A 21,762-nucleotide genomic window follows, 5' to 3' on the forward strand; every position below is an offset into this window, starting at 1 on the left:
GGCCGCACGGGCGAGACTCTCGGGAAGGCGCTACGTGAGTCCCAACGGCTCCGACCGCTCGTCGCGGCGCCCGATGCGGCGGAAGCTGCCGCAGGTGCTGACTGCGGGCCTGATCCTTGTGACCGCTACCGGTTGCTCGTACAAGGATTTCCCCCGCCTTGGTATGCCCACCCCGGTAACGGAAGAGGCACCTCGGATCCTCTCCCTCTGGCAGGGCTCGTGGGCGGCAGCGCTCGCCACGGGCGTGCTGGTGTGGGGGCTGATCATCTGGAGTGTCATCTTCCACCGGCGTAGCCGGACCAAGGTGGAGGTACCTCCGCAGACCCGGTACAACATGCCGATCGAGGCGTTGTACACCGTGGTTCCTCTGATCATCGTCTCGGTGCTCTTCTACTTCACCGCGCGCGATGAGTCGAAGATCCTCAGTCTTTCGCCGAAGCCCGCCCACACGATCAACGTGGTCGGCTTCCAGTGGAGCTGGGGCTTCAACTACGTGGAGGACGTGGACGGCAACCCCTCCACGGGCAACGCGGCGAAGACCACAGAGCTGTCCGATATCCCGGACCGCTTCACCAAGGATTTCCCCAAGGGAGCCGAAGGCGTCTACGACGTCGGTACGCCGGCCTCCCGGAACCCGCAGACCGGCAACCCGGGGCCGACCCTCTGGCTGCCCAAGGGCGAGAAGGTCCGCTTCGTTCTCACTTCGCGCGACGTCATCCATGACTTCTGGGTGGTGCCGTTCCTCATGAAGATGGACGTTGTCCCGGGCCACACCAACTCCTTCGAGGTGACCCCCAACCAGGAGGGCACCTTCCTGGGCAAGTGCGCTGAGCTGTGCGGCGTAGACCACTCCCGGATGCTCTTCAATGTGAAGGTCGTCTCCCCGGAGCGCTACAAGCAGCACCTCAAGGACCTGGCGGCCAAGCACCAGAACGGCTACATCCCCGCCGGGATCGCGCAGACTGGCCACGCCAAGAACGCGGAGACGAACAACCTGTGAGCATCCTCAACGAACCTCAGGGTGCCGCCGCAGCAGACGACTCCTACGAGAGCGAGCTGCCGGTACGGCGCAAAGAGCCGGGAAACATCGTCATCAAGTGGATGACCACCACTGATCACAAGACGATCGGCACGATGTATCTGGTCACATCGTTCGCCTTCTTCTGCATCGGCGGTGTGCTGGCGCTCGTCATGCGCGCCGAGCTGGCCCGTCCGGGTACGCAGATCGTGTCGAACGAGCAGTTCAACCAGGCGTTCACGATGCACGGCACGATCATGCTGCTGATGTTCGCGACGCCGCTCTTCGCCGGATTCGCGAACTGGATCATGCCGTTGCAGATCGGGGCGCCCGATGTGGCGTTCCCGCGGCTGAACATGTTCGCGTACTGGCTGTACCTCTTCGGCTCGCTCATCGCGGTCGGTGGCTTCATCACCCCGCAGGGCGCGGCCGACTTCGGCTGGTTCGCCTACTCCCCGCTGTCGGACGCCGTCCGGTCGCCCGGTGTCGGCGCCGACATGTGGATCATGGGTCTGGCCTTCTCGGGCTTCGGTACGATCCTCGGTTCGGTCAACTTCATCACCACGATCATCTGCATGCGTGCCCCTGGCATGACGATGTTCCGTATGCCGATCTTCGTGTGGAACGTCCTGCTGACCGGTGTGCTGGTCCTGCTGGCCTTCCCCGTCCTCGCCGCGGCACTCTTCGCGCTGGAGGCGGACCGCAAGTTCGGCGCTCATGTATTCGATGCGTCAAATGGCGGCGCGCTCCTATGGCAACACCTCTTCTGGTTCTTCGGCCATCCAGAGGTGTACATCATCGCGTTGCCATTCTTCGGAATTATTTCCGAAGTGATTCCAGTGTTCTCCAGAAAGCCGATGTTCGGATACATCGGCCTGGTCGCTGCGACGATTTCGATCGCCGGTCTTTCCGTGACGGTGTGGGCCCACCACATGTACGTCACCGGCGGCGTGCTCCTGCCGTTCTTCTCCTTCATGACCTTCCTGATCGCAGTGCCGACCGGTGTGAAGTTCTTCAACTGGATCGGCACGATGTGGAAGGGGTCGTTGTCCTTCGAGACACCGATGCTCTGGGCCGTCGGCTTCCTGATCACCTTCACCTTCGGTGGTCTGACCGGCGTCATCCTGGCCTCGCCCCCGATGGACTTCCACGTCTCCGACTCGTACTTCGTGGTCGCGCACTTCCACTACGTCATCTTCGGCACCGTGGTCTTCGCGATGTTCTCCGGATTCCACTTCTGGTGGCCGAAGTTCACGGGCAAGATGCTGGACGAGCGGCTCGGCAAGATCACCTTCTGGACGCTGTTCGTGGGCTTCCACGGCACGTTCCTGGTGCAGCACTGGCTGGGTGTCGAGGGCATGCCGCGTCGTTACGCGGACTACCTCGCCGCTGACGGCTTCACCACGCTGAACACCATCTCGACCATCAGCTCCTTCCTGCTGGGCCTGTCGATCCTGCCGTTCTTCTACAACGTCTGGAAGACCGCCAAGTACGGCAAGAAGGTCGAGGTCGACGACCCGTGGGGCTACGGCCGTTCGCTCGAATGGGCGACGTCCTGCCCGCCGCCCCGGCACAACTTCACGACCCTCCCGAGGATCCGCTCCGAATCCCCGGCGTTCGACCTGCACCACCCGGAGATCGCGGCTCTCGACCAGCTTGAGAACCACGGCGCCGGTGACAAGGTCCTGTCCGGCGGCAAGGAGGCAGGCAAGTGAAGGTCCAAGGCAAGATGTTCATCTGGCTGGCCGTCTTCATCCTCGCCGTGGCGGTCGTCTACGGCGTGTGGTCGAAGGAAGCAGCCGGAACGACGGCCCTCTTCATGGCCTTCGGGCTGAGCATCATGATCGGCTTCTACCTGGCCTTCACGGCCAGGCGGATCGACGCCGGCGCGATGGACAACAAGGAGGCCGACGTCGCGGACGACGCCGGTGAGGTGGGCTTCTTCGCCCCGCACAGCTGGCAGCCGATCTCCCTGGCTGTCGGCGGCGCGCTCGCCTTCCTGGCCATCGCCATGGGCTGGTGGCTGCTGTACTTCTCGGCACCGCTCGTGGTGGTCGGCCTCTGGGGCTGGGTCTTCGAGTTCTACCGCGGAGAGAACCAGAACCAGTAGGGGCTGAGCCCCACCGCTGGACCGTATGAGGAGGCCCGGACGCCAATCAGGCGTCCGGGCCTCCTCATTTGCAGTCATCCGGCGTGCCGTTACCAGGGGATCTTCTTAACGTGTGCATATGAGCCATGCACCTCGAATCCGTACGGTCCTGAGCTGCACGCTGCTGGTCGTGTCCCTTGGGGCAGCGGCGACCGCGTGCGGCAGTTCCGGCAGCAATCCGCTCTCGGCCTCGCCGTTCAACGCGGCCGATTCGATCTCCTTCAACGGCCCCAAGGGCGACGGCAAGGCCGACCCCGACAAGCCACTCGAAATCACCTCCAAGGATGACGACGGCCGCATCACCGACGTGACGGCCACCGACAGCACAGGACGCCAGCTGGCAGGCGAACTCTCCGCCGACGGCACCAGGTGGCACAGCACCGCTCCGCTGGCCGCAGGTGTCCACTACACGGTCCGGGTCGCCACTGAGGACGACCAGGGCGCGCCGGGCAACCGGACGATGGCGTTCGACACCAAGCCCGCCTCCAACCGGCTGAACGTCACCTTCGGCCCCAAGGCGGGGGAGTACGGAGTGGGCCAGCCCGTCACCGCCCAACTCAGCGCCCCGGTCAAGGACAAGGCGGCCAGGGCACAGGTCGAGCGCGCCCTGAAGGTCGACTCGGTGCCCGCCGTCGAAGGCGCCTGGTACTGGGTGGACAGCAAGACGCTGCACTACCGGCCGAAGGAGTACTGGCCCGCGCACGCCACGGTCAACGTGCACAGCAACCTCAACGGGATAAAGGTCAGCAAGAAGCTCTACGGCGGCACGGCCAAGCCGCTCAAGCTGAAGACAGGGGACCGCCTGGAGGCGATAACCGACGCCTCGTCCCACGAGATGACGGTCAAGCGCGACGGCCACGTGATCAACACCATCCCGGTGACCACGGGCAAGCCGGGCTTCGCCACCCGCAACGGCGTCAAGGTCGTGCTGGGCAAGACGTACTACGTACGGATGACCAGTTCCAGCATCGGGATAGCCGCCGGCAGCTCCGACTCGTACGACCTGCCGGTCTACTACGCGACACAGGTCACACTCAGCGGTGAGTACGTGCACGCCGCGCCCTGGTCCGAGGGCTCGCAGGGGTCCGCCAACACCAGCCACGGCTGCACCGGTATGAGTACCGGCAACGCCGAGTGGTTCTTCAACCACGTGCGCCAGGGCGACATAGTCTCCGTCGTCGGCAGCGACGGCGACACGATGACGCCCTTCGACAACGGCTACGGGGACTGGAACCTGTCCTGGGCCAAATGGGCCAAGGGCAGCGCCCTGACGAACGGAAAGCCGAACACGGAGACACCCGCGGAGACGGCCCGGCTGCGGCCCGCCGCGCTCTGAACCGCGACCCGCGCCGTGCTTCCGCGGGGGAGGGTCCGGGCCCCCTGTTCAGGACCCGTCAGGACCCCGCGGACACGGTGCCCGTCGCGAGCCTGTCACGCACCAGAGCGGCCAGTGAGGCCGCGAACTCCACCGGTTCCACCGGAAGGGTCACCGCGGCGTCCGCACGGCTCCAGGTGGCCAGCCAGGCGTCCTGCGGACGGCCGATCAGCAGCAGCACGGGCGGGCAACGGAAGACCTCGTCCTTGATCTGCCGGCAGACGCCCATACCGCCCGCGGGGACCGACTCGCCGTCCAGCACGCAGGCGTCGATCCCGCCCCTGTCCAGGGCGCTGAGGACCGCGTCGAGCGTCGCGCACTCCAGGTACTGCACCGGCGGCACGTCCGAGGCCGGCCTGCGACCCGCCGCGAGCCGTACCTGTTCCCGGGTATTCGCGTCGTCGCTGTAGACCAGGACCGTGGCGCTCGGCTGCATTGTTCCTCCGTGACGGCTGTGTCTTCGGGATCAGCGGGATCTGCCGGGCCCGCGGGGCCCGTTGGGGTCGGACCCTGGCGCGGATGCTACTCCGTCCGACACCCCGTCAACACCGTTACGGACCGCCTCGCGATGGGCTGTTAGGGCTGGACACGACCCGCTGACACACCGAACGGCACCCCCCAGGGTGAGGGCGGGATAAGCGACCGACATAATGTCGGTCGTGGCGACAGCAACGACAGTAGAAACCGGGCACGCGCACCCGTCGGTCAATCGGCCGAACCTCACCAGCGTCGGAACCATCATCTGGTTGAGTTCCGAGCTGATGTTCTTCGCGGCCCTCTTCGCGATGTACTTCACCCTGCGATCGGTGACGGGTCCCGAGCACTGGAAGGATATGGCGTCCTCGCTGAACGTTCCTTTCTCGGCGACGAACACCACGGTCCTTGTGCTCTCCTCTCTCACATGCCAGCTCGGCGTCTTTGCCGCCGAGCGTGGCGATGTGAAGAAGTTGCGCTCGTGGTTCTCGATCACGTTCGTGATGGGTGCGATCTTCATCGGAGGCCAGATCTTCGAGTACACCAACCTGGTGAAGGAGGACGGCCTCTCGCTCTCCTCCGACCCGTACGGTTCGGTGTTCTACCTGACCACGGGCTTCCATGGCTTGCATGTGACAGGCGGCCTGATCGCCTTCCTGTTCGTTCTCGGCAGGACATACGCAGCCAAGAGATTCACGCACCAGCAGGCGACCGCAGCCATCGTCGTGTCCTATTACTGGCACTTCGTCGATGTCGTGTGGATCGGCCTCTTCGCGACGATCTACCTGATCAAGTAATCGGGCCCGACGCCCCACTCATCCAGCAAGCACCGACGCAGAAGATCCTGACACCGGGGTAATCCGTGAAAAAGCTCTCCGCACGACGACGCCACCCGTTGGCGGCGGTCGTCGTCCTACTCCTCGCGCTGGCGGCCACCGGGGGGCTGTACGCCGCGTTCGCTCCCGCGGGCAAGGCGCAGGCCGACGACACCTCCCAGTCCCTCGCCATCAGTGAGGGCAAGAAGCTGTTCTCCGTGGGCTGCGCAAGCTGCCACGGAATGGGCGGCCAGGGCTCGTCCGACGGCCCCAGCCTGGTCGGCGTCGGCTCAGCCGCCGTGGACTTCCAGGTCGGCACCGGCCGTATGCCTGCCCAGCAGCCCGGCGCCCAGGTGCCGAAGAAGAAGGTCATCTACTCGCAGGGCCAGATCGACCAGCTGGCCGCGTACGTGGCCTCGCTCGGCGCCGGACCCATCGCGCCGACCTCGAAGCAGTACAGCGACCAGGGCGCCGACACCGCAGCCGGTGGCGACCTCTTCCGCACCAACTGCGCCCAGTGCCACAACTTCACGGGTGAGGGCGGTGCACTGACGCACGGCAAGTTCGCCCCGAGCCTTGAGGGCGCGAGCCCGAAGCACATCTACGAGGCCATGCAGACCGGCCCGCAGTCCATGCCGAACTTCCCCGACACCACGATGCCGGAGAAGCAGAAGCAGAACATCATCGCGTACATCAAGACCGTCAACGGCGACAACTCCGCCAGCGAGGGCGGCCTCAAGCTGGGCGGCCTCGGTCCGGTCAGTGAGGGTCTGTTCGGCTGGATCTTCGGACTTGGTGCGCTGATCGCAGTTGCCATCTGGGTCGCGGCCCACACCGCTAAGGCCAAGAAGTCATGAGTAGCCAAGAGAATTCCGAAGAGAACCTGCCGAGTGAGCAGGACCCCGCGCACGGCGCGGTGGAGCCCGCGGACGACCCGTTCGCGGACCCGGGACTGCCGGCCCACAAGCCGCGTATCCAGGACATCGACGAGCGGGCCGCCAAGCGCTCCGAGCGCGTGGTCGCCTTCCTGTTCACGCTCTCGATGCTGGCGACGATCGGGTTCATCGCGTCCTACGTGATCTTCCCCGTCGACAAGATCATCTTCGTCTTCCCGTTCGGGCACGTGAGCGCGCTCAACTTCTCCCTGGGTCTGACCCTGGGTGTGGCGCTCTTCACGATCGGCGCCGGCGCGGTCCACTGGGCCCGCACGCTGATGTCGGACGTCGAGATGCCGGCCGAGCGTCACCCGATCGAGGCCCCGGCCGAGGTCAAGGCGCAGGTCCTGGCCGACTTCGCGGCAGGTGCCGCCGAGTCCGGCTTCGGCCGCCGCAAGCTGATCCGCACCACGATGTTCGGCGCGATGGCCATGGTGCCGCTCGCCGGTGTGATGCTGCTGCGCGACCTCGGTCCGCTGCCGGAGAAGAAGCTCCGCAAGACGCTGTGGGCGCGCGGCAAGGTGCTCATCAACATGAACACCAACCAGCCGCTGCGTCCCGAGGACGTGTCCGTCGGTTCGCTGACCTTCGCCATGCCGCAGGGCCTTCAGGAGTCCGACGAGGACTTCCAGACGCAGATCGCCAAGGCTGCCCTGATGATCGTCCGTATCCAGCCGGAGAACATCAAGGACAAGAAGGAACGCGAGTGGGCCCACGACGGCATCGTCGCGTTCTCGAAGATCTGCACCCACGTCGGCTGCCCGATCAGCCTGTACGAGCAGCAGACGCACCACGTGCTCTGCCCGTGCCACCAGTCCACCTTCGACCTGTCCGACGGCGCCCGCGTCATCTTCGGCCCGGCCGGCCACCCGCTTCCGCAGCTGCGGATCGGTGTGAACGGCGAGGGTAATCTCGAAGCGCTCGGCGACTTCGCAGAGCCCGTCGGTCCTGCCTTCTGGGAGCGCGGATGAGCACCGTGACGGATACACAGCGCAAGGCGCCCGCCGGCGAGCGGGTGGCCGACTGGGCCGATGGCCGTCTGGGCATCTACGGCCTGGCCAAGACCAACATGCGCAAGATCTTCCCGGACCACTGGTCCTTCATGCTCGGGGAGATCTGCCTCTACACCTTCATCATCATCATCCTCACGGGTGTCTATCTGACGCTGTTCTTCCACCCGAGCATGAACGAGGTCGTCTACGACGGCCCGTACGTGCCGCTCCAGGGCATCCACATGTCCGAGGCGTACGCCTCGACGGTGAACATCAGCCTGGAGGTCCGCGGCGGTCTGCTCATCCGGCAGATCCACCACTGGGCCGCGCTGGTCTTCCTGGCCGGCATGCTGGTGCACATGATGCGCGTGTTCTTCACGGGCGCCTTCCGCAAGCCGCGCGAGATCAACTGGCTCTTCGGCTTCCTGCTGCTGGTGCTCGGGATGTTCACCGGCTTCACCGGCTACTCCCTCCCGGACGACCTGCTCTCCGGTACGGGTGTGCGGTTCATGGAGGGCGTCATGCTCTCCATCCCGATCGTCGGCTCGTACCTGTCGATGTTCCTGTACGGCGGTGAGTTCCCCGGCGGCGACTTCGTCTCCCGGTTCTACTCGGTCCACGTGCTACTGCTGCCGGGCATCATGCTCGGCCTGCTGGTCGGCCACCTGATCCTGGTCTTCTACCACAAGCACACGCAGTTCGCGGGTCCCGGCAAGACGAACAAGAACGTCGTCGGTATGCCCCTGCTGCCGGTCTACATGGCCAAGGCCGGAGGCTTCTTCTTCCTGGTCTTCGGTGTCATCGCCGCCATGGCCGCGATCGCCTCGATCAACCCGATCTGGGAGATCGGCCCGTACCGTCCGGATCAGGTGTCGACCGGCGCCCAGCCCGACTGGTACATGGGCTTCTCCGAGGGGCTCGTCCGCATCATGCCGGGCTGGGAGATCAACGCCTGGGGTCACACACTCGTCCTGGGTGTGTTCATCCCGATCGTGGTCTTCCCGCTGGTCCTGGTCGGTATCGGCGTCTATCCGTTCATCGAGTCCTGGATCACCGGGGACAAGCGCGAGCACCACATCCTGGACCGCCCGCGCAACGCCCCCACGCGTACGGGTCTCGGCGTCGCCTGGATCACGCTCTATCTGATCCTGCTCGTCGGCGGCGGCAACGACCTCTGGGCCACGCACTTCGATCTGTCGATCAACGCGATCACCTGGTTCGTCCGGATCGGGATGTTCGTCGGACCGGTCATCGCGTTCATCGTCGCCAAGCGCTGGTGCCTGGGTCTGCAGCGCCGTGACCGGGAGAAGGTGCTGCACGGACGCGAGTCCGGTGTCATCAAGCGCCTGCCGCACGGTGAGTTCATCGAGGTGCACGAGCCGCTCAAGCCCCAGCAGCTGCACACCCTGACCGCGCACGAGCAGTACCAGCCGCTCGAAATCGGCCCCGAGGTCGACGAGAACGGTGTCGCGCGCAAGGTGTCCCGTCTGACCCGGGTCCGCGCCAAGCTGAGCAAGGGCTACTACGGCGAGCACAACCAGATCGAGAAGCCCACTGCCGAGGAGTACAAGGAGATCACCAGCGGCCACGGTCACCACTGATCACCTGACCGACTGAAAAGTCGCCACAGCAGGAGCCCCGTCCATTCGCTGGACGGGGCTCTTCGCTGTCACCCGGAGCTGGATAAGCTTGGCCGCATCCCTATTCGACGGTGGACCCCAGGAGTGGACCATGAGCGTTGTGACCCCGGTCGGCGGCGACAGCGTGGCGGCACACTCCTGGCCGGGCGTGCTCGACTCGCTGCTCCGCGGCATCGACCAGAGTGCGGACGCCACCGCCTGGGCGATGGACCGCATCATGAGCGGCGAGGCGACGGACGCGCAGATCGCCGGGTTCGCGGTCGCCCTGCGTGCCAAGGGCGAGACGGTCGCGGAGATCAGCGGTCTCGTCCGGGCGATGTACGCGCACGCCAGGCTGATCGACGTGCCCGGCCCGAGCGTGGACATCGTCGGCACCGGCGGCGACGGCGCCAACACCGTGAACATCTCGACCATGTCCTCCATCGTCGTGGCGGGCACCGGCGCCAAGGTCGTCAAGCACGGCAACCGCGCGGCGTCGTCCCAGAGCGGGGCGTCCGACGTCCTGGAGAAGCTGGGCGTCAATCTCCAGCTGACCCCGGAGCGGGTCGTGGAGGTGGCCGCCGACGCGGGCATCACCTACTGCTTCGCGGTCAAGTTCCACCCCGCACTGCGCTATGTGGCCGCCGCCCGGAAGGAGTTGGGGATCCGCACCACCTTCAACTTCCTGGGTCCGCTCACCAACCCGGCGAAGGTCCGGGCACAGGCGACCGGTGTCTCCGACGCGCGGGTGGCGCCCATCATCGCGGGGGTGCTGGCCGAGCGCGGTTCGTCCGCTCTCGTGTTCCGCGGCGACGACGGGCTGGACGAGCTGACCACCACCGCCACATCCAGGGTCTGGACGGTGGCGGACGGCACGGTGCACGAGGAATCCTTCGACCCGCGCGACGTGGGCATCGGACTGGTCCCCGTGGAGGCGCTGCGCGGCGGCGACTCGTCGTACAACGCTGATGTGGCCCGCAGGCTGCTGTCCGGTGAAGCCGGTCCGGTACGGGACGCGGTCCTGCTGAACTCGGCGGCTGCGCTGGTCGCGCTGGACCCGGGCAGCGGATCCCTCAACGAGCGGATCGCGGCGGGTATCGCGCGGGCCGCCGATTCCATCGACTCCGGGTCGGCGGCCCGCGCGCTGGAGCGCTGGGTGGCCGCCAGCAACGCCTGAGCCCCTGTCCCTCTCACGACACCCCACCGCACAGCACACCCAGGGCGCAGTCGCGCAGCTCCGGCCGGCCATCGGTCTCATGCTGTGGACTGCGCCTTGGCACGTCCGGATACGTATGGCAGGATCCTCTGCAGGTCATGAGTGACAGCGACTACGGCCCCAGCCCGCTGTCCGGCAACCCTCCGTCCGTGGCGGGGTGCCCTGGGTGAAGACCAGGCCGTGGGCAGCGAAGTCCTCGGCAAGCGCGGATCCCTCGACAGGGATCCTGGTCGTCGAGGGAGATCTTCCGTGGTTCAGCGAATGCGATAGGGCAGTAGCCCCCTTCTCCGCACCCCTTTCCTTGCACTGCCGCGTGTGGCACGCGCAGTGAATTCGCCTGCCCTTTTCCGGGAGTTCGTCATGTCTGTTCCCAGTGCTGCCGTCAACGCGTCGGTTTGTAAGGATTCCTCCGAGAATCTCCCCGTCCTCGGGAGGGACGTCCTGGTCCCGCTCGTCACCGGAGGCGAGGTCACCTACGCGGCACTGGACTACGCGGCGAGCGCCCCGGCCCTCCAGCGCGTCTGGGACGACGTGGCGGCGTACGCCCCGTACTACGGCAGCGTGCACCGCGGCGCCGGGTACCTCTCGCAGCTCTCCACCGACCTCTTCGAGAACAGCCGGACGACTGTCGCCGAGTTCCTCGGCTGCCGTCCGGACGACCAGGTCGTCTTCACCCGTTCGACCACGGACTCGCTCAATCTGCTGGCCTCGGCGGTCCCCGAGGGCTGCGAGGTCTTCGTCTTCGAGACCGAGCACCACGCCTCGCTGCTGCCCTGGCGTGACGCCGCCGTGACCTACCTCAACGCCCCGCGCACCCCGCAGCAGGCAGTCGAGACCCTGGAGCGCGCGCTGGCGGACCGTAAGACGCCGGAGGCACCCGCCCTCGTCTGTGTCACGGGCGCTTCCAACGTCACCGGTGAGCTGTGGCCGGTCAAGGAGCTGGCGGTCGCCGCCCACGCCCACGGGGCGCGCATCGTGCTGGACGCGGCGCAGCTCGCACCGCACCACCCCGTGGACATCACGGAGCTGGACGTCGACTGGGTCGCCTTCTCCGGCCACAAGCTGTACGCGCCGTTCGGCTCCGGGGTCCTCGCGGGCCGCTCCGACTGGCTGCTCGCCGCCGAGCCGTACCTCGCGGGCGGCGGCGCCTCCCGCAGCGTGGCCCGGCGCGCCGACGGCGGTGTCGACGTCGAGTGGCACACCACCGCCGCCCGCCACGAGGCCGGATCGCCCAACGTCATCGGGGTCCACTCCATCGCGTCCGCCTGCCGGGCGCTCACCGACGCGGGCTTCGACTCCCTGGTCGAGCGCGAGCAGATGCTGGTCGGCAAGGTCCTCGACGGGCTCGGCGAGGTGGACGCGGTCCAGGTCCTCTCGCTCTTCGGCGACGATGCCCCGCGGGTCGGGGTCATCTCGTTCGTGGTGGACGGCTGGAACAGCTCGCACTTCGCGGCGGCGCTCTCCGCCGAGTACGGCATCGGGGTGCGCGATGGTCTGTTCTGCGCCCACCCGCTCGTACGCACCCTGCTCGGCAGCGACCCGCAGGACCAGGGCGAGTGCGGTGCTCCGGAGGGTGAGCCGGGCGAGCGTTCGCTCAACGCCGTCCGGGTGAGCTTCGGCGCCGGTACGCCGGACGAGCACGTGGAGCGCTTCGTGGGCGCGGTGAAGGAACTGGTGCGCGACGGTGCCCGCTGGAACTACCGCACCGAGGACGGCCGCTGCGTGCCGGCTGTCTGACCGCGGCGACGCGAACGCGTGACGGCCGTCCGGCGCGGGGCGGGGCTTCTCAGGCCTCGTGGCCCTGCGGCAGGGCGGCCGTCACGCGTCCAGGCCGATGGCGAAAGCCGCTTCCAGGTCGTGCTGCGAGTAGGTACGGAACGCCACATGCGTGTCCGTAGCCTCCACCCCGGGGATCTTGCTGATCCGGCCGGGGATGATGTCCGCCAGATCGTCGTGGCGAGCCACCCGGACCAGTGCGATCAGGTCGTACGTACCGGTGACGGAGTAGACCTCGCTGATGTTCTCCAGGGCGGCGAGCGATTCGGCGATCTCGGGGATCCGGTCCACGCTGGTCTTGATGAGCACGATCGCGGTGATCACGGCTTGCTTTCTCCCTCGGTGGCCGTCGCTGGGAGTTTCACTCTAGTCGTACGCCAGTACCGCACCGCCGCGTAGCCGAAGCCCAGCGAGAACCCCACCAGATGGGCCGTGTAGGCGACCCCGGGTCCGGTGCCGGTCTGCTGCCCGGCCGCCAGCCACTGCAGGACGAACCAGAAGACCAGCACGATCCAGGCGGGGAAGCGCAGCGGCAGGAACAGCAGGAAGGGGAAGATGCTCGTCACCCGGGCCCGGGGGAAGAGGCTCAGGAAGGCGCCGAGCACCGCCGAGATCGCACCCGACGCACCCACCAGGGTCTGGTCGGAGCCCGAGTGGGTGAGCGCGTACGCCGTCAGGGCGATATAGCCGCTCACCACATAGAAGACGGCGAAGTGCAGGCGCCCCATGCGCTCCTCGGCCATCGCGCCGAAGACGTACAGGAACAGCATGTTGCCCAGCAGATGCAGCCAGTTCGCGTGGATGAAGAGTGCGGTGAGCGGGGTGAGCAGGGCCCCCGCCGTACCGCTCATCAGTTCGGTGGGCACGACGCCCCAGTGTTCGAAGTACGCGCTCTGGGCGGCGAGGAGGTTGTCGCCGGTCCCGTAGGCCGGATCGAGCCCGGAGACGGGGCTCATCAGGAAGACCAGGCAGCACACCCCGATCAGGCCGTACGTCACCACCGGCCCGCCGAGCGCGTCCGCGCGCCGCCCCGGCGCCTTCCGTCCGGGTGCATCCCGCCACTTGAACATTGACCGAGCATGGCCCAACCGGACGCAATCGGGCAGATCGCCTCGCCGGGCCCCGTACGGTCGGCAGGTCCGCCCCCGGGGTATGCCGTAGGCCGTAGGGTTGCGGGGAGTACATCCGCAGTTCGATGGCGCACCGCGACCGAGGCAGTACGAACGAAGAGGACGCACGTATGACGACGGTTCCCACGCCGACCGCCGACACCCGGTGGCGCTGCACACTCTGCGGCAATCTCACCCGGTTCGACGTGACGCGCTCGTCGAAAGTTGTCGAGTACATACATCTCGACCTGGCCGGTGAGCCCACAGTGGAGGAGCGCGAGGTGGTCAGTGAGACCATCGAGCAGGTGCGCTGCCGGTGGTGCAACGCGGTGGACCAGATCGAGCTGGTGGACAGGCCGGGCGGCGGCTCCTGAGGGAGCCCCCCGAAGAGCGACAGTGGGGTGACGGATGGTGGAGGCTGAAGGCGGTGCGGAGCCGGCCGACGCGGCCGGCGACGCCGCAGAGGCGCTCGACCGTCCGCTGCCCGAAGGGGTACGGCGGCGTGTGGTCGCCCTCGTCTCCGACGCATTCGGCGGGCTGACCGTACCCGAACTCCCGGCGCAGCTGCGGCAGTACGCCCGGTTCACCCCCACCAGGCGGGCCAAGTTCGCGGGCAACGCGATGGCGGCGGCCCTGGAGGGCGACGCGCTGTTCCGCCGGCGTATCGGTGAGCGGCTGAAGGAGTCCCAGCCCGAACTGACCGGGGCGCTCGAAGCCGGCTCGCCGCCCGCGGCCGCCGACCCGGTGGACGTGGCGGCGGCCGCCTACGTACTGCGTCCGGCCGGCTGGGTGAAGCTCGTCGCCGCCGCGGGCGAGGAGGCCCAGCGCGTGGTCGCCGAGCGCGCCGACGAGGCGGGCCGGCACGAGCTGGAGCGGCTGCGCGCGGAACTGGCGGACGCGCGGGCGCAGACCAGGACCGAGAACGAGCGGCTGCGTACGGAGCTGGACGCGGCCCGCAAGGATGCTGAATCGCTTCAGCGCAAGCTGCGCAGCGCGCAGAGCGATGTGAAGCGCGGCGAGGCGGCGCTGCGCCGCTCCGGCTCCGAGATCGAAACGGTCCGGTCCGACGCCGCGGCGCGCGTCGCCGCGGCGGAGAGCGAGTCGCGGCGGCTGAAGGCGCGGCTCGGTGAGGCCGAGGCGGCGGTCGAGGCCGGCCGCCGAGCCGTACGCGAGGGGCGTTCCGTCGAGGACATGCGGCTGCGGCTGCTCCTCGACACGGTGCTCGACGCCGCCCAGGGGCTGCGGCGCGAACTGGCCCTGCCACCGGTGACCACGCGCCCCGCCGACTCCGTCGACGCGGTCGAGCCGGGCCGGCTCTCGCCCAAGGACATCGCGGCCAGGGCGCTTTCCGACACCGACCCGGCCCTGCTCGACCAGCTGCTCTCGCTGCCGCAGGCCCATCTGGTGGTGGACGGCTACAACGTCACCAAGACCGGCTATCCGCAACTGCCCCTGGAGAAGCAGCGGTTGCGCCTGCTCGGCGGTCTCTCGATGCTCGCGGCGCAGACGGGCGCCGAGATGACCTGTGTCTTCGACGGGGCCGAGCTCGCGGCGCCGGTGCTGCTCGCGCCGCCGCGCGGCGTGCGGGTGCTGTTCAGCAAGCCAGGGGTGACCGCGGACGAGGTGATCCGCCAGCTGGTCAGGGCGGAGCCCTCCGGGCGTCCCGTGGTGGTCGTGTCGGCGGACCGCGAGGTCGCCGACGGCGTGGCGAGATCGGGCGCCAGGCCCGTTGCGTCCGTCTTGTTGCTGAAGAGGCTTTCGCGCGCCTGATAACTCCTGCGCACAATGCCCGACTTCGCGCCGGGCGTTTTCCACCACAGCGTCAAGTGACCGTTACTGCCCGTGCGGTGTCTGTAAAATATGCACTCAGTGACCAAGATTTTTGGCAACAGGATTTGAACTGATCACAAGAAGGTCACTAAGGTCGGGCCTCGAACCTTCGCGCGGTCGATCACTCATCCAGGGTGGCAGCGAAGGAACCGCCGAAGCCTTCACGGTTTTGCTACGTGTTCGGCGGCTCTGAGGAAGAAGGAGCTCGCCTCCGTGGCGTCCCACCGTCGACTGAAGCAGCCGAGCCGCACCCGCGTGACCGTGCTCACCGCGACCGCTGCCGCTGCTGTGGCCCTGACAGCTCAGGCCGCACACGCAGACCCGAAGCCGACCAAGAGCGAGGTCAAGGCGAAGGTCGACAAGCTCTACGAAGACGTCGACGCGGTCAGCCAGAAGTACGACGGCGCCAAGGACCAGCAGAACAAGCTCAAGAAGCAGGTCGACGACCTCCAGGACAGCGTCGCTCGCGGCCAGGGCGACCTCAACAAGCTGCGGGGCCAGCTCGGTTCGATCGCGAGCGCCCAGTACCGCTCGGGCGGCATCGACCCGTCGGTCCAGCTCTTCCTCTCGTCCGACCCGAACACCTTCCTCGACAAGGCCACCGCGCAGGACCAGCTGAGCGATCAGCAGGCCGACGCGGTCAAGAAGATCCAGGCCAAGCAGCGGGCCCTCGCCCAGGAGCGTGCCGAGGCGCAGGACAAGCTCAAGGACCTGGCGTCGACGCGCACGGAACTCGGCAAGAAGAAGCAGGAAGTCCAGGACAAGCTCGCCGACGCGCGCAAGCTGCTCTCCTCCCTGACCGCTGCCGAGCGCGCCTCGATAGCCGCGGAGAACCAGCGCGCCAACCGCGACAACAGCCGTCCCGACCTCGGCAACTCCGTGCCTGCCTCCGCCCGCGGGGCCGCCGCCCTCAACGCGGCGAAGACCCAGCTGGGCAAGCCGTACGTGTACGGAGCCACCGGACCCGCCTCCTTCGACTGCTCGGGGCTGACGTCCTGGGCGTACGCGCAGGCCGGTGTCACGATCCCGCGCACCTCGCAGGCCCAGGCCAACGCCGGTCAGCGCATCTACTCGCAGAGCGCCCTCAAGCCGGGCGACCTGGTGCTCTTCTACGGCGACATGCACCACATCGGCATCTACGCGGGCAACGGCACGGTGCTGCACGCACCGCACACCGGCGCGGTCGTCCGGTACGAGGCGATGGCCGACATGCCCTTCCAGTTCGGCGTCCGCATCTGATCGGGACCCCTTCCGTACGGCGCCGCCGACACCGCCCGATCGGGCGAATTACGGTGCTGTGAGCTGACTCCCCGCCCCGTCGTGACCTTGAGGTCTACGGCGGGGCGTCACTCTGTGTGCACGGCGGGGTCTTTGGTCACAGCGTGGTCACACGGCTACTGTCCGGCGTGCGGTGCCCGGCAACCGGTCCGCCCATCGGGGCGGCAGGGACCGCACGCAGCGGAAGGAGTGCGGCTCCTGTGGTGTCCCATCGCCGTGCCACCCAGTCCGGCCTCGGCCGGAGCACCCGGATCACCGTGCTGTCCGCCGCGCTGGCGACGGCCGCGGCAGGACTCGGGGCCGCACCGGCGGGCGCCGAGCCGCACGAGTCGGCTGCGGTCACCAAGAGCGAGGTCGACGGCCTGTACGCGCAGGCCGAGCGGGCCACCCAGCAGTACGACAAGGCGGACGAGCAGGCCCAGCGGCTGCGCCACCAGGTCAGTGAGGCACAGGACGGCGTCGCACGCGGCCAGGAGCAGCTCAACGTGATGCGCGGGGCGCTCGGTGCGCTGGCAGGGGCCCAGTACCGCGCGGGTGCCATCGACCCCTCGCTCGCCCTGCTGCTCTCGTCGGACCCCGCCTCGTATCTCGACAAGGCCGCTGCCCTGGCGCAGCTCGGCGATGTCCGGGCCGGTGAACTGCACCGCATCGAGCAGGCCCAGCGCGAGCTGACACAGCGGCGCGCCGACGCGACCCGCAAACTCGCCGAACTCCGCAGCAGTCGCACCGAGGTCGCCCGCCACAAGCGCACCGTCGAGGGCAAACTCGCCCGCGCGCGCCGGCTGCTCGACGCGCTGCCCAGCGGGCAGCGCGCCCAGTACGACCAGGTCTCGCGCTCGGACCGGGGCGCACTGCCCGAGCTCGGCGCGCTGCCGGTGTCGGGCCGGGCCGCCGCCGCCGTGGCCGCGGCCCGCAGCGCGCTCGGCAAGCCCTACGTGTGGGGAGCCAACGGCCCCTCGGGCTTCGACTGTTCGGGGCTGATGCAGTGGGCGTACGCGCACGCGGGCGTCTCCCTGCCGCGCACCTCGCAGGAGCAGCGGTACGCGGGCCGGCAGATCCCGCTCTCCCAGGCGCAGCCCGGGGACCTCGTGGTGTACCGCAGCGACGCCAGCCACGTCGCGATGTACATGGGCAACGGCCAGGTCCTGCACGCGCCGTATCCCGGGGCCAGGGTCCGCTACGACCCGGTCGGCATGATGCCCGTCTCCTCGGTGACCCGGGTCTGACCTGTGCCGGGCGGCGGTCGGGCCGGTCCGTCGGGGCACGTACGATCGGCGGCGTGACAGCGCGGGGGAGCATGACGGGACGGAAGCGGGCCGCCGGCTGCGCGCTCGCCCTCTGCCTGCTGCTTCCCGCGTGCGGCGGGCCTTCAGGACCCGGCTCGTCCGGCACCGCGGAGCGCGACATCCGCCGCACTCTCGACCGCCGGGCCGCCGCCGTCGTCGGCCATGACGAGAGCGGCTATCTGTCCGTCGTCGATCCACGGGCGAAGGGGCTGCGGACGGCGCAGCGCGCGGAGTTCCACAACCTCGCCGCCCTACCGCTGAGTTCCTGGCAGTACCGGGTCGACGAGGTAAGGCAGGCGGGCGCCACCGCCACCGCGCAGGTCGAGCTGCGGTACCGGATCTCCGGTTACGACAGTGCGCCGGTGGCGGCCCGGCGCACGCTCAAGCTGGTGCGGCGCGACGGCCGCTGGTACCTGGACGACGACAGCCCCGCCACCGGCACCGGGCAGCAGCTCTGGCAGCAGGGCCCGGTGCGGATCGCCCGCGGCAAGCACAGCCTGGTGCTCGGCGTCGGCGAGTCCGGCGGGCTGCTCCGGCAGGTGGCCGCCGTCGCGGACCGTGCCGTCCCCGCCGTCGACAAGGCGTGGCACCGCAAGTGGGCAGGGCGTGTGGTGGTGCTGGTGCCGTCATCGCTGGACGCGATGGGCGCGCTGCTCGGCTCGCCCGCCGCCACCTACCGGGGCATCGCGGCGGTCACCACCGGCGAGGCGGGCGGCTCCGGGGCAGCGCCCGCCGACCGGGTCATCGTCAACCCCGAGGCGTACGCCCAGCTGGGCCAGTTGGGCCGGCAGGTGGTCATCAGCCACGAGACCACCCATGTCGCCACCCGCACCGCGACGTCCGCGGCCACCCCGCTCTGGCTCTCCGAGGGATTCGCCGACTGGGTCGCCTACCGGGGCACCGGCAGCAGCCCCCGGGAGACGGCACCGGAGCTCCAGCGGGCGGTGCGTTCGGGGTCGCTGCCCGCGACCCTGCCCACGGACGCCGACTTCGCCTTCAGCGACAGTGCCGACCGGCTGGCGCGGGCGTACGAGGGCGGCTGGCTGGCCTGCCGGCTGATCGCCGAGCACTGGGGCGAGCAGAAGCTGACCGACTTCTACCGGGCGGTCGGGGCGCACGGGCAGCGCGACGGCGCGGTGGAGGAGGCCATGAACGACGTGCTCGGTACGGATCCGGACGCCTTCACGGCACGGTGGCGCGAGTACCTCAGGGCGCAGCTGGGCTGAGCGGCTCATGGCCCGCGTCGGTGTCTCCGGCGGCCCCGGCGGCTGAGGCAGCTTCGGGCTGTGTGGTGCTGCCGGGCCCGGCGGCGGCCCCGTCCTCCGCCGCCGTCCGCCCGTGCCGTGGGACCGTGTGCCGCCACAGCGCGCGGGCCGCGGCCAGCGACGCCACGACCAGCAGGCCGTTCCGTACGAACATCAGCACAAGCCCGACCGCGTCCCCGGCCACCACATGGTCGAACCCGAGCGGGAACTCCAGGAAGGTCACGGCCGTGGCGCCCGCCACCAGCAGGACCGGGACCGCCATCGCGCTGGTACGGAAGACCAGGCAGACGGCGCCGAGGCCGACCAGCCACACCAGGTACTGGGGGCTGATCACCCGGCTCGTCGTGGTGAAGAGCAGCACCGCGGTGAACGCCGCGTCGCACGGCGTCGCCGGAGCGTACTCCCTGGCCCGCAGCCGCCACAGCAGCAGCCAGCCGAAGGCCGCGGCGGTCAGCCCCAGCGCGACGGCGCTCACCGCGTGGACATATGGTCCGACGAACTCCACCGAGCCGTAGGTGAGCAGCACCTGCCCCTGCCAGCCGAACTGCCGGGCCACCTGGAAGACCAGACCACCCAGCGACTCGACCTCGGTGCCCCGCTCGCGCTGGAAGGTGAGGAAGGCGAAGGCGCCGGGCACCGCCGTGCCCGCGAGCAGCAGCAGGCCCGCTGCCGTCGCCGCGAAGGCCGACCAGGACCGGCGCGCGGTACGGCCGCGCCGCACGCCCGCGAGCAGCAGCGCGGGCCAGACCTTGAGCAGGGCCCCGAACGCGGCCAGCGCGCCCATGGTGCGCGGCCGGCGGGCCCCGGCCAGCAGCGCGGCCACCGCGACCGCGGTCACCATCAGGTCGTACCTGGAGTACGCGGTCGGGCCGAGCAGCGGCAGGCCCCCCACCCACACCCAGACGCCGGCCGGCCGTCTGCCGGGCCGGCCCGCCGTGTACACCAGCAGACCGAGCACCACCGCGTCGGCGATGAGGGTCAGCACGAAGAAGGCCGGTGCGTAGCCGAGGAACGGCAGCAGGGCGGGGGAGAGGACCGCGAGTGCCGCACCGGGCGGGTACTGCCAGGTCACGTCGGAAAGCGGGAAGGTGCCGGTCCGCAGCACCTCGTACCAGCCGTGGTAGATCCCCGACACATCGACGGTGACGTCGGCCCCCGGGACGACAAGGACCTTGAACACGCAGAGCATCAGCAGCGCCCTGGTCGCGGCCCACACCACGACCGGAAGCGCCGTGCCGCGTACGGCCCGCCGGACCGCCCCGTCCGTTGTGACGGCCTGCGCCGTGGTGTGCTCCGACATCGGGGTCATGATGCCGTGCGAGGGCGGGCGGGAGCGGTGAGGCAGGGCCGTTGGGTACTGTCGGCGGCGATGCACAAGACGTTGATCGTGACCAATGACTTCCCGCCGCGCCCCGGCGGTATCCAGGCGTTCCTGCACAACATGGCGCTGCGTCTGGACCCCGGACAGCTCGTCGTCTACGCCTCCACCTGGAAGCGCGGCGCCGAGGGCGCGGCGGCCACCGCCGCGTTCGACGCGGAGCAGCCGTTCACGGTCGTACGCGACCGGACCACGATGCTCCTGCCCACCCCGCGCGTCACGGCGAGGGCGAGCGGGCTGCTGCGCGAACACGGCTGTACGTCGGTGTGGTTCGGGGCGGCGGCCCCGCTCGGCCTGATGGCTCCGGCGCTGCGGGCGGCCGGCGCCGAACGGATCGTCGCCACCACGCACGGCCACGAGGCGGGCTGGGCGCAGCTGCCCGGGGCGCGGCAGCTGTTGCGGCGCATCGGCGAAGGCACGGACACACTCACCTACCTCGGCGAGTACACCCGCTCGCGGATCGCCGCCGCGCTGTCCCCGGCGGCCGCCGCCCGCATGGTTCAACTGCCGCCGGGCGTCGACGAGAAGACCTTCCACCCGGCCTCGGGCGGTGCGGCGGTACGCGCCCGGCTCGGGCTCACGGACCGGCCGGTGGTCGTGTGCGTATCGCGGCTCGTCCCGCGCAAGGGGCAGGACACCCTGATCCTGGCGATGCCCCGGATCCTGCGGGAGGTGCCGGACGCGGTGCTGCTGATCGTGGGCGGCGGACCGTACGCCGGGGACCTGGAGAAACTGGCGGCACGGACGGGCGTCGCGGACTCGGTGCGCTTCACCGGGCCGGTGCCCTGGGCGGAGCTGCCCGCGCACTACGGCGCGGGCGACGTCTTCGCCATGCCGTGCCGCACCCGCAGGGGCGGGCTCGATGTGGAGGGGCTCGGCATCGTCTACCTGGAGGCGTCCGCGACCGGGCTGCCGGTGGTGGCGGGCGATTCGGGCGGCGCGCCCGACGCGGTGCTCGACGGTGAGACCGGCTGGGTGGTGCGGGGCGGCTCGGCCGATGACGCGGCGGACCGGATCGTCACGCTGCTCCAGGACCCCGGGCTGCGGCGGCGGATGGGCGAGCGCGGCCGGGCGTGGGTCGAGGAGAAGTGGCGCTGGGACCTGCTCGCCGAGAAGCTCAGGGAACTGCTCTGAGGGCACTGCTCTGACGGAACCGGAACCGGAACCGGAGCCGGTGCGGAACCGGGACCGTGTGCGTAGCCGTAGCCGTAGCCGTAGCCGTAGCCGTAGCCGGAACCGCGACCGGG

Annotated in this window: 20 protein-coding genes and 1 riboswitch; of the genes, 16 read left to right on the plus strand and 4 right to left on the minus strand. The window is 69.1% G+C overall.

The window, feature by feature from the left end:
• The first annotated feature begins 34 nt into the window (after positions 1 to 34).
• The 4 genes from coxB (at position 35) to OG385_RS24955 (ending at position 4,503) form a co-directional block, all read left to right on the plus strand.
• Positions 35 to 1,000, plus strand: a complete 966-nt coding sequence (coxB, locus tag OG385_RS24940) for a cytochrome c oxidase subunit II (protein WP_266857820.1) — start codon at positions 35 to 37, stop codon at positions 998 to 1,000.
• The gene (gene ctaD, locus OG385_RS24945) at positions 997 to 2,733 is read left to right on the plus strand and encodes a cytochrome c oxidase subunit I (protein WP_164264237.1); all 1,737 of its coding nucleotides are present in this window, start codon (positions 997 to 999) and stop codon (positions 2,731 to 2,733) included. Before coxB ends, ctaD begins: the two co-directional genes overlap by 4 nt.
• Positions 2,730 to 3,128: a cytochrome c oxidase subunit 4 gene (locus tag OG385_RS24950; RefSeq protein WP_266857821.1), complete on the plus strand. Its 399-nt coding sequence runs from the start codon at positions 2,730 to 2,732 to the stop codon at positions 3,126 to 3,128. Before ctaD ends, OG385_RS24950 begins: the two co-directional genes overlap by 4 nt.
• 118 nt (positions 3,129 to 3,246) lie before the next feature.
• On the plus strand, positions 3,247 to 4,503 hold the full coding sequence (locus tag OG385_RS24955) for an Ig-like domain-containing protein (RefSeq protein ID WP_266857823.1): 1,257 nt from the start codon (positions 3,247 to 3,249) through the stop codon (positions 4,501 to 4,503).
• 58 nt (positions 4,504 to 4,561) lie between these two features.
• Here OG385_RS24955 and OG385_RS24960 read toward each other — a convergent pair whose 3' ends face one another.
• Positions 4,562 to 4,978 (minus strand): hypothetical protein, encoded by a 417-nt coding sequence (locus tag OG385_RS24960; protein ID WP_266857825.1) that lies wholly within the window; start codon positions 4,976 to 4,978, stop codon positions 4,562 to 4,564.
• 214 nt (positions 4,979 to 5,192) lie between these two features.
• Here OG385_RS24960 and OG385_RS24965 point away from each other — a divergent pair, with 214 nt between their 5' ends.
• The 6 genes from OG385_RS24965 (at position 5,193) to OG385_RS24990 (ending at position 12,330) form a co-directional block, all read left to right on the plus strand.
• The gene (locus OG385_RS24965; protein ID WP_266857827.1) at positions 5,193 to 5,813 is read left to right on the plus strand and encodes a heme-copper oxidase subunit III; all 621 of its coding nucleotides are present in this window, start codon (positions 5,193 to 5,195) and stop codon (positions 5,811 to 5,813) included.
• A gap of 65 nt (positions 5,814 to 5,878) precedes the next feature.
• Positions 5,879 to 6,688 carry a c-type cytochrome gene (locus tag OG385_RS24970; protein ID WP_266857828.1) on the plus strand — a complete coding sequence of 270 codons (810 nt, stop codon included), beginning with the start codon at positions 5,879 to 5,881 and terminating at the stop codon, positions 6,686 to 6,688.
• Positions 6,685 to 7,737 (plus strand): Rieske 2Fe-2S domain-containing protein, encoded by a 1,053-nt coding sequence (locus OG385_RS24975; RefSeq protein WP_266857829.1) that lies wholly within the window; start codon positions 6,685 to 6,687, stop codon positions 7,735 to 7,737. Before OG385_RS24970 ends, OG385_RS24975 begins: the two co-directional genes overlap by 4 nt.
• Positions 7,734 to 9,359: a ubiquinol-cytochrome c reductase cytochrome b subunit gene (locus OG385_RS24980; protein ID WP_266857831.1), complete on the plus strand. Its 1,626-nt coding sequence runs from the start codon at positions 7,734 to 7,736 to the stop codon at positions 9,357 to 9,359. Before OG385_RS24975 ends, OG385_RS24980 begins: the two co-directional genes overlap by 4 nt.
• A 130-nt stretch (positions 9,360 to 9,489) precedes the next feature.
• Complete coding sequence (gene trpD / locus OG385_RS24985) at positions 9,490 to 10,554, plus strand: anthranilate phosphoribosyltransferase (RefSeq protein ID WP_266857832.1); 1,065 nt, start codon at positions 9,490 to 9,492, stop codon at positions 10,552 to 10,554.
• 133 nt (positions 10,555 to 10,687) lie between these two features.
• A riboswitch (SAM riboswitch) is annotated at positions 10,688 to 10,805 on the plus strand.
• 148 nt (positions 10,806 to 10,953) lie between these two features.
• Positions 10,954 to 12,330, plus strand: coding sequence for an aminotransferase class V-fold PLP-dependent enzyme (locus OG385_RS24990; protein ID WP_266857834.1), 1,377 nt, complete (start codon positions 10,954 to 10,956; stop codon positions 12,328 to 12,330).
• Between the two features lie 81 nt (positions 12,331 to 12,411).
• On the opposite strand, the gene OG385_RS24995 is transcribed toward OG385_RS24990, so the two are convergent.
• Positions 12,412 to 12,693, minus strand: coding sequence for an Lrp/AsnC ligand binding domain-containing protein (locus OG385_RS24995; RefSeq protein WP_164264247.1), 282 nt, complete (start codon positions 12,691 to 12,693; stop codon positions 12,412 to 12,414).
• On the minus strand, positions 12,690 to 13,439 hold the full coding sequence (locus OG385_RS25000) for a rhomboid family intramembrane serine protease (protein ID WP_266857836.1): 750 nt from the start codon (positions 13,437 to 13,439) through the stop codon (positions 12,690 to 12,692). Before OG385_RS25000 ends, OG385_RS24995 begins: the two co-directional genes overlap by 4 nt.
• Positions 13,440 to 13,609: 170 nt before the next feature.
• On the opposite strand from OG385_RS25000, the gene OG385_RS25005 reads away from it, so the two are divergent.
• The 5 genes from OG385_RS25005 (at position 13,610) to OG385_RS25025 (ending at position 19,098) form a co-directional block, all read left to right on the plus strand.
• Positions 13,610 to 13,852: a hypothetical protein gene (locus OG385_RS25005; RefSeq protein ID WP_266857837.1), complete on the plus strand. Its 243-nt coding sequence runs from the start codon at positions 13,610 to 13,612 to the stop codon at positions 13,850 to 13,852.
• A gap of 34 nt (positions 13,853 to 13,886) precedes the next feature.
• The gene (locus OG385_RS25010; RefSeq protein WP_266857838.1) at positions 13,887 to 15,248 is read left to right on the plus strand and encodes an NYN domain-containing protein; all 1,362 of its coding nucleotides are present in this window, start codon (positions 13,887 to 13,889) and stop codon (positions 15,246 to 15,248) included.
• A 273-nt stretch (positions 15,249 to 15,521) separates the two neighbouring features.
• Complete coding sequence (locus tag OG385_RS25015) at positions 15,522 to 16,547, plus strand: NlpC/P60 family protein (protein WP_266857839.1); 1,026 nt, start codon at positions 15,522 to 15,524, stop codon at positions 16,545 to 16,547.
• A 239-nt stretch (positions 16,548 to 16,786) separates the two neighbouring features.
• Positions 16,787 to 17,812: an NlpC/P60 family protein gene (locus tag OG385_RS25020; RefSeq protein ID WP_266857840.1), complete on the plus strand. Its 1,026-nt coding sequence runs from the start codon at positions 16,787 to 16,789 to the stop codon at positions 17,810 to 17,812.
• 53 nt (positions 17,813 to 17,865) lie between these two features.
• Positions 17,866 to 19,098 carry a hypothetical protein gene (locus OG385_RS25025; protein ID WP_266857841.1) on the plus strand — a complete coding sequence of 411 codons (1,233 nt, stop codon included), beginning with the start codon at positions 17,866 to 17,868 and terminating at the stop codon, positions 19,096 to 19,098.
• Here the strand turns inward: OG385_RS25025 and OG385_RS25030 are convergent.
• Positions 19,079 to 20,326, minus strand: a complete 1,248-nt coding sequence (locus OG385_RS25030; RefSeq protein ID WP_266861146.1) for a glycosyltransferase family 87 protein — start codon at positions 20,324 to 20,326, stop codon at positions 19,079 to 19,081. The two genes, OG385_RS25025 and OG385_RS25030, sit on opposite strands and share 20 nt — an antisense overlap.
• 180 nt (positions 20,327 to 20,506) lie before the next feature.
• On the opposite strand from OG385_RS25030, the gene OG385_RS25035 reads away from it, so the two are divergent.
• Positions 20,507 to 21,649: a glycosyltransferase family 4 protein gene (locus tag OG385_RS25035; RefSeq protein ID WP_266857843.1), complete on the plus strand. Its 1,143-nt coding sequence runs from the start codon at positions 20,507 to 20,509 to the stop codon at positions 21,647 to 21,649.
• The last annotated feature ends 113 nt before the right edge of the window (positions 21,650 to 21,762 follow it).

Source organism: Streptomyces sp. NBC_01306, assembly GCF_026340465.1.
Lineage (GTDB): Bacteria > Actinomycetota > Actinomycetes > Streptomycetales > Streptomycetaceae > Streptomyces.

Coding starts and splice junctions, on each gene's coding strand:
- OG385_RS24955 (WP_266857823.1), top strand. CDS start 3,247: ATGAGCCATGCACCTCGAATCCGTACGGTCCTGAGCTGCACGCTGCTG.
- OG385_RS24960 (WP_266857825.1), bottom strand. CDS start 4,978: ATGCAGCCGAGCGCCACGGTCCTGGTCTACAGCGACGACGCGAATACC.
- OG385_RS24965 (WP_266857827.1), top strand. CDS start 5,193: ATGTCGGTCGTGGCGACAGCAACGACAGTAGAAACCGGGCACGCGCAC.
- OG385_RS24975 (WP_266857829.1), top strand. CDS start 6,685: ATGAGTAGCCAAGAGAATTCCGAAGAGAACCTGCCGAGTGAGCAGGAC.
- OG385_RS24980 (WP_266857831.1), top strand. CDS start 7,734: ATGAGCACCGTGACGGATACACAGCGCAAGGCGCCCGCCGGCGAGCGG.
- trpD (WP_266857832.1), top strand. CDS start 9,490: ATGAGCGTTGTGACCCCGGTCGGCGGCGACAGCGTGGCGGCACACTCC.
- OG385_RS24990 (WP_266857834.1), top strand. CDS start 10,954: ATGTCTGTTCCCAGTGCTGCCGTCAACGCGTCGGTTTGTAAGGATTCC.
- OG385_RS25000 (WP_266857836.1), bottom strand. CDS start 13,439: ATGTTCAAGTGGCGGGATGCACCCGGACGGAAGGCGCCGGGGCGGCGC.
- OG385_RS25005 (WP_266857837.1), top strand. CDS start 13,610: ATGACGACGGTTCCCACGCCGACCGCCGACACCCGGTGGCGCTGCACA.
- OG385_RS25010 (WP_266857838.1), top strand. CDS start 13,887: ATGGTGGAGGCTGAAGGCGGTGCGGAGCCGGCCGACGCGGCCGGCGAC.
- OG385_RS25030 (WP_266861146.1), bottom strand. CDS start 20,326: ATGCTCTGCGTGTTCAAGGTCCTTGTCGTCCCGGGGGCCGACGTCACC.
- OG385_RS25035 (WP_266857843.1), top strand. CDS start 20,507: ATGCACAAGACGTTGATCGTGACCAATGACTTCCCGCCGCGCCCCGGC.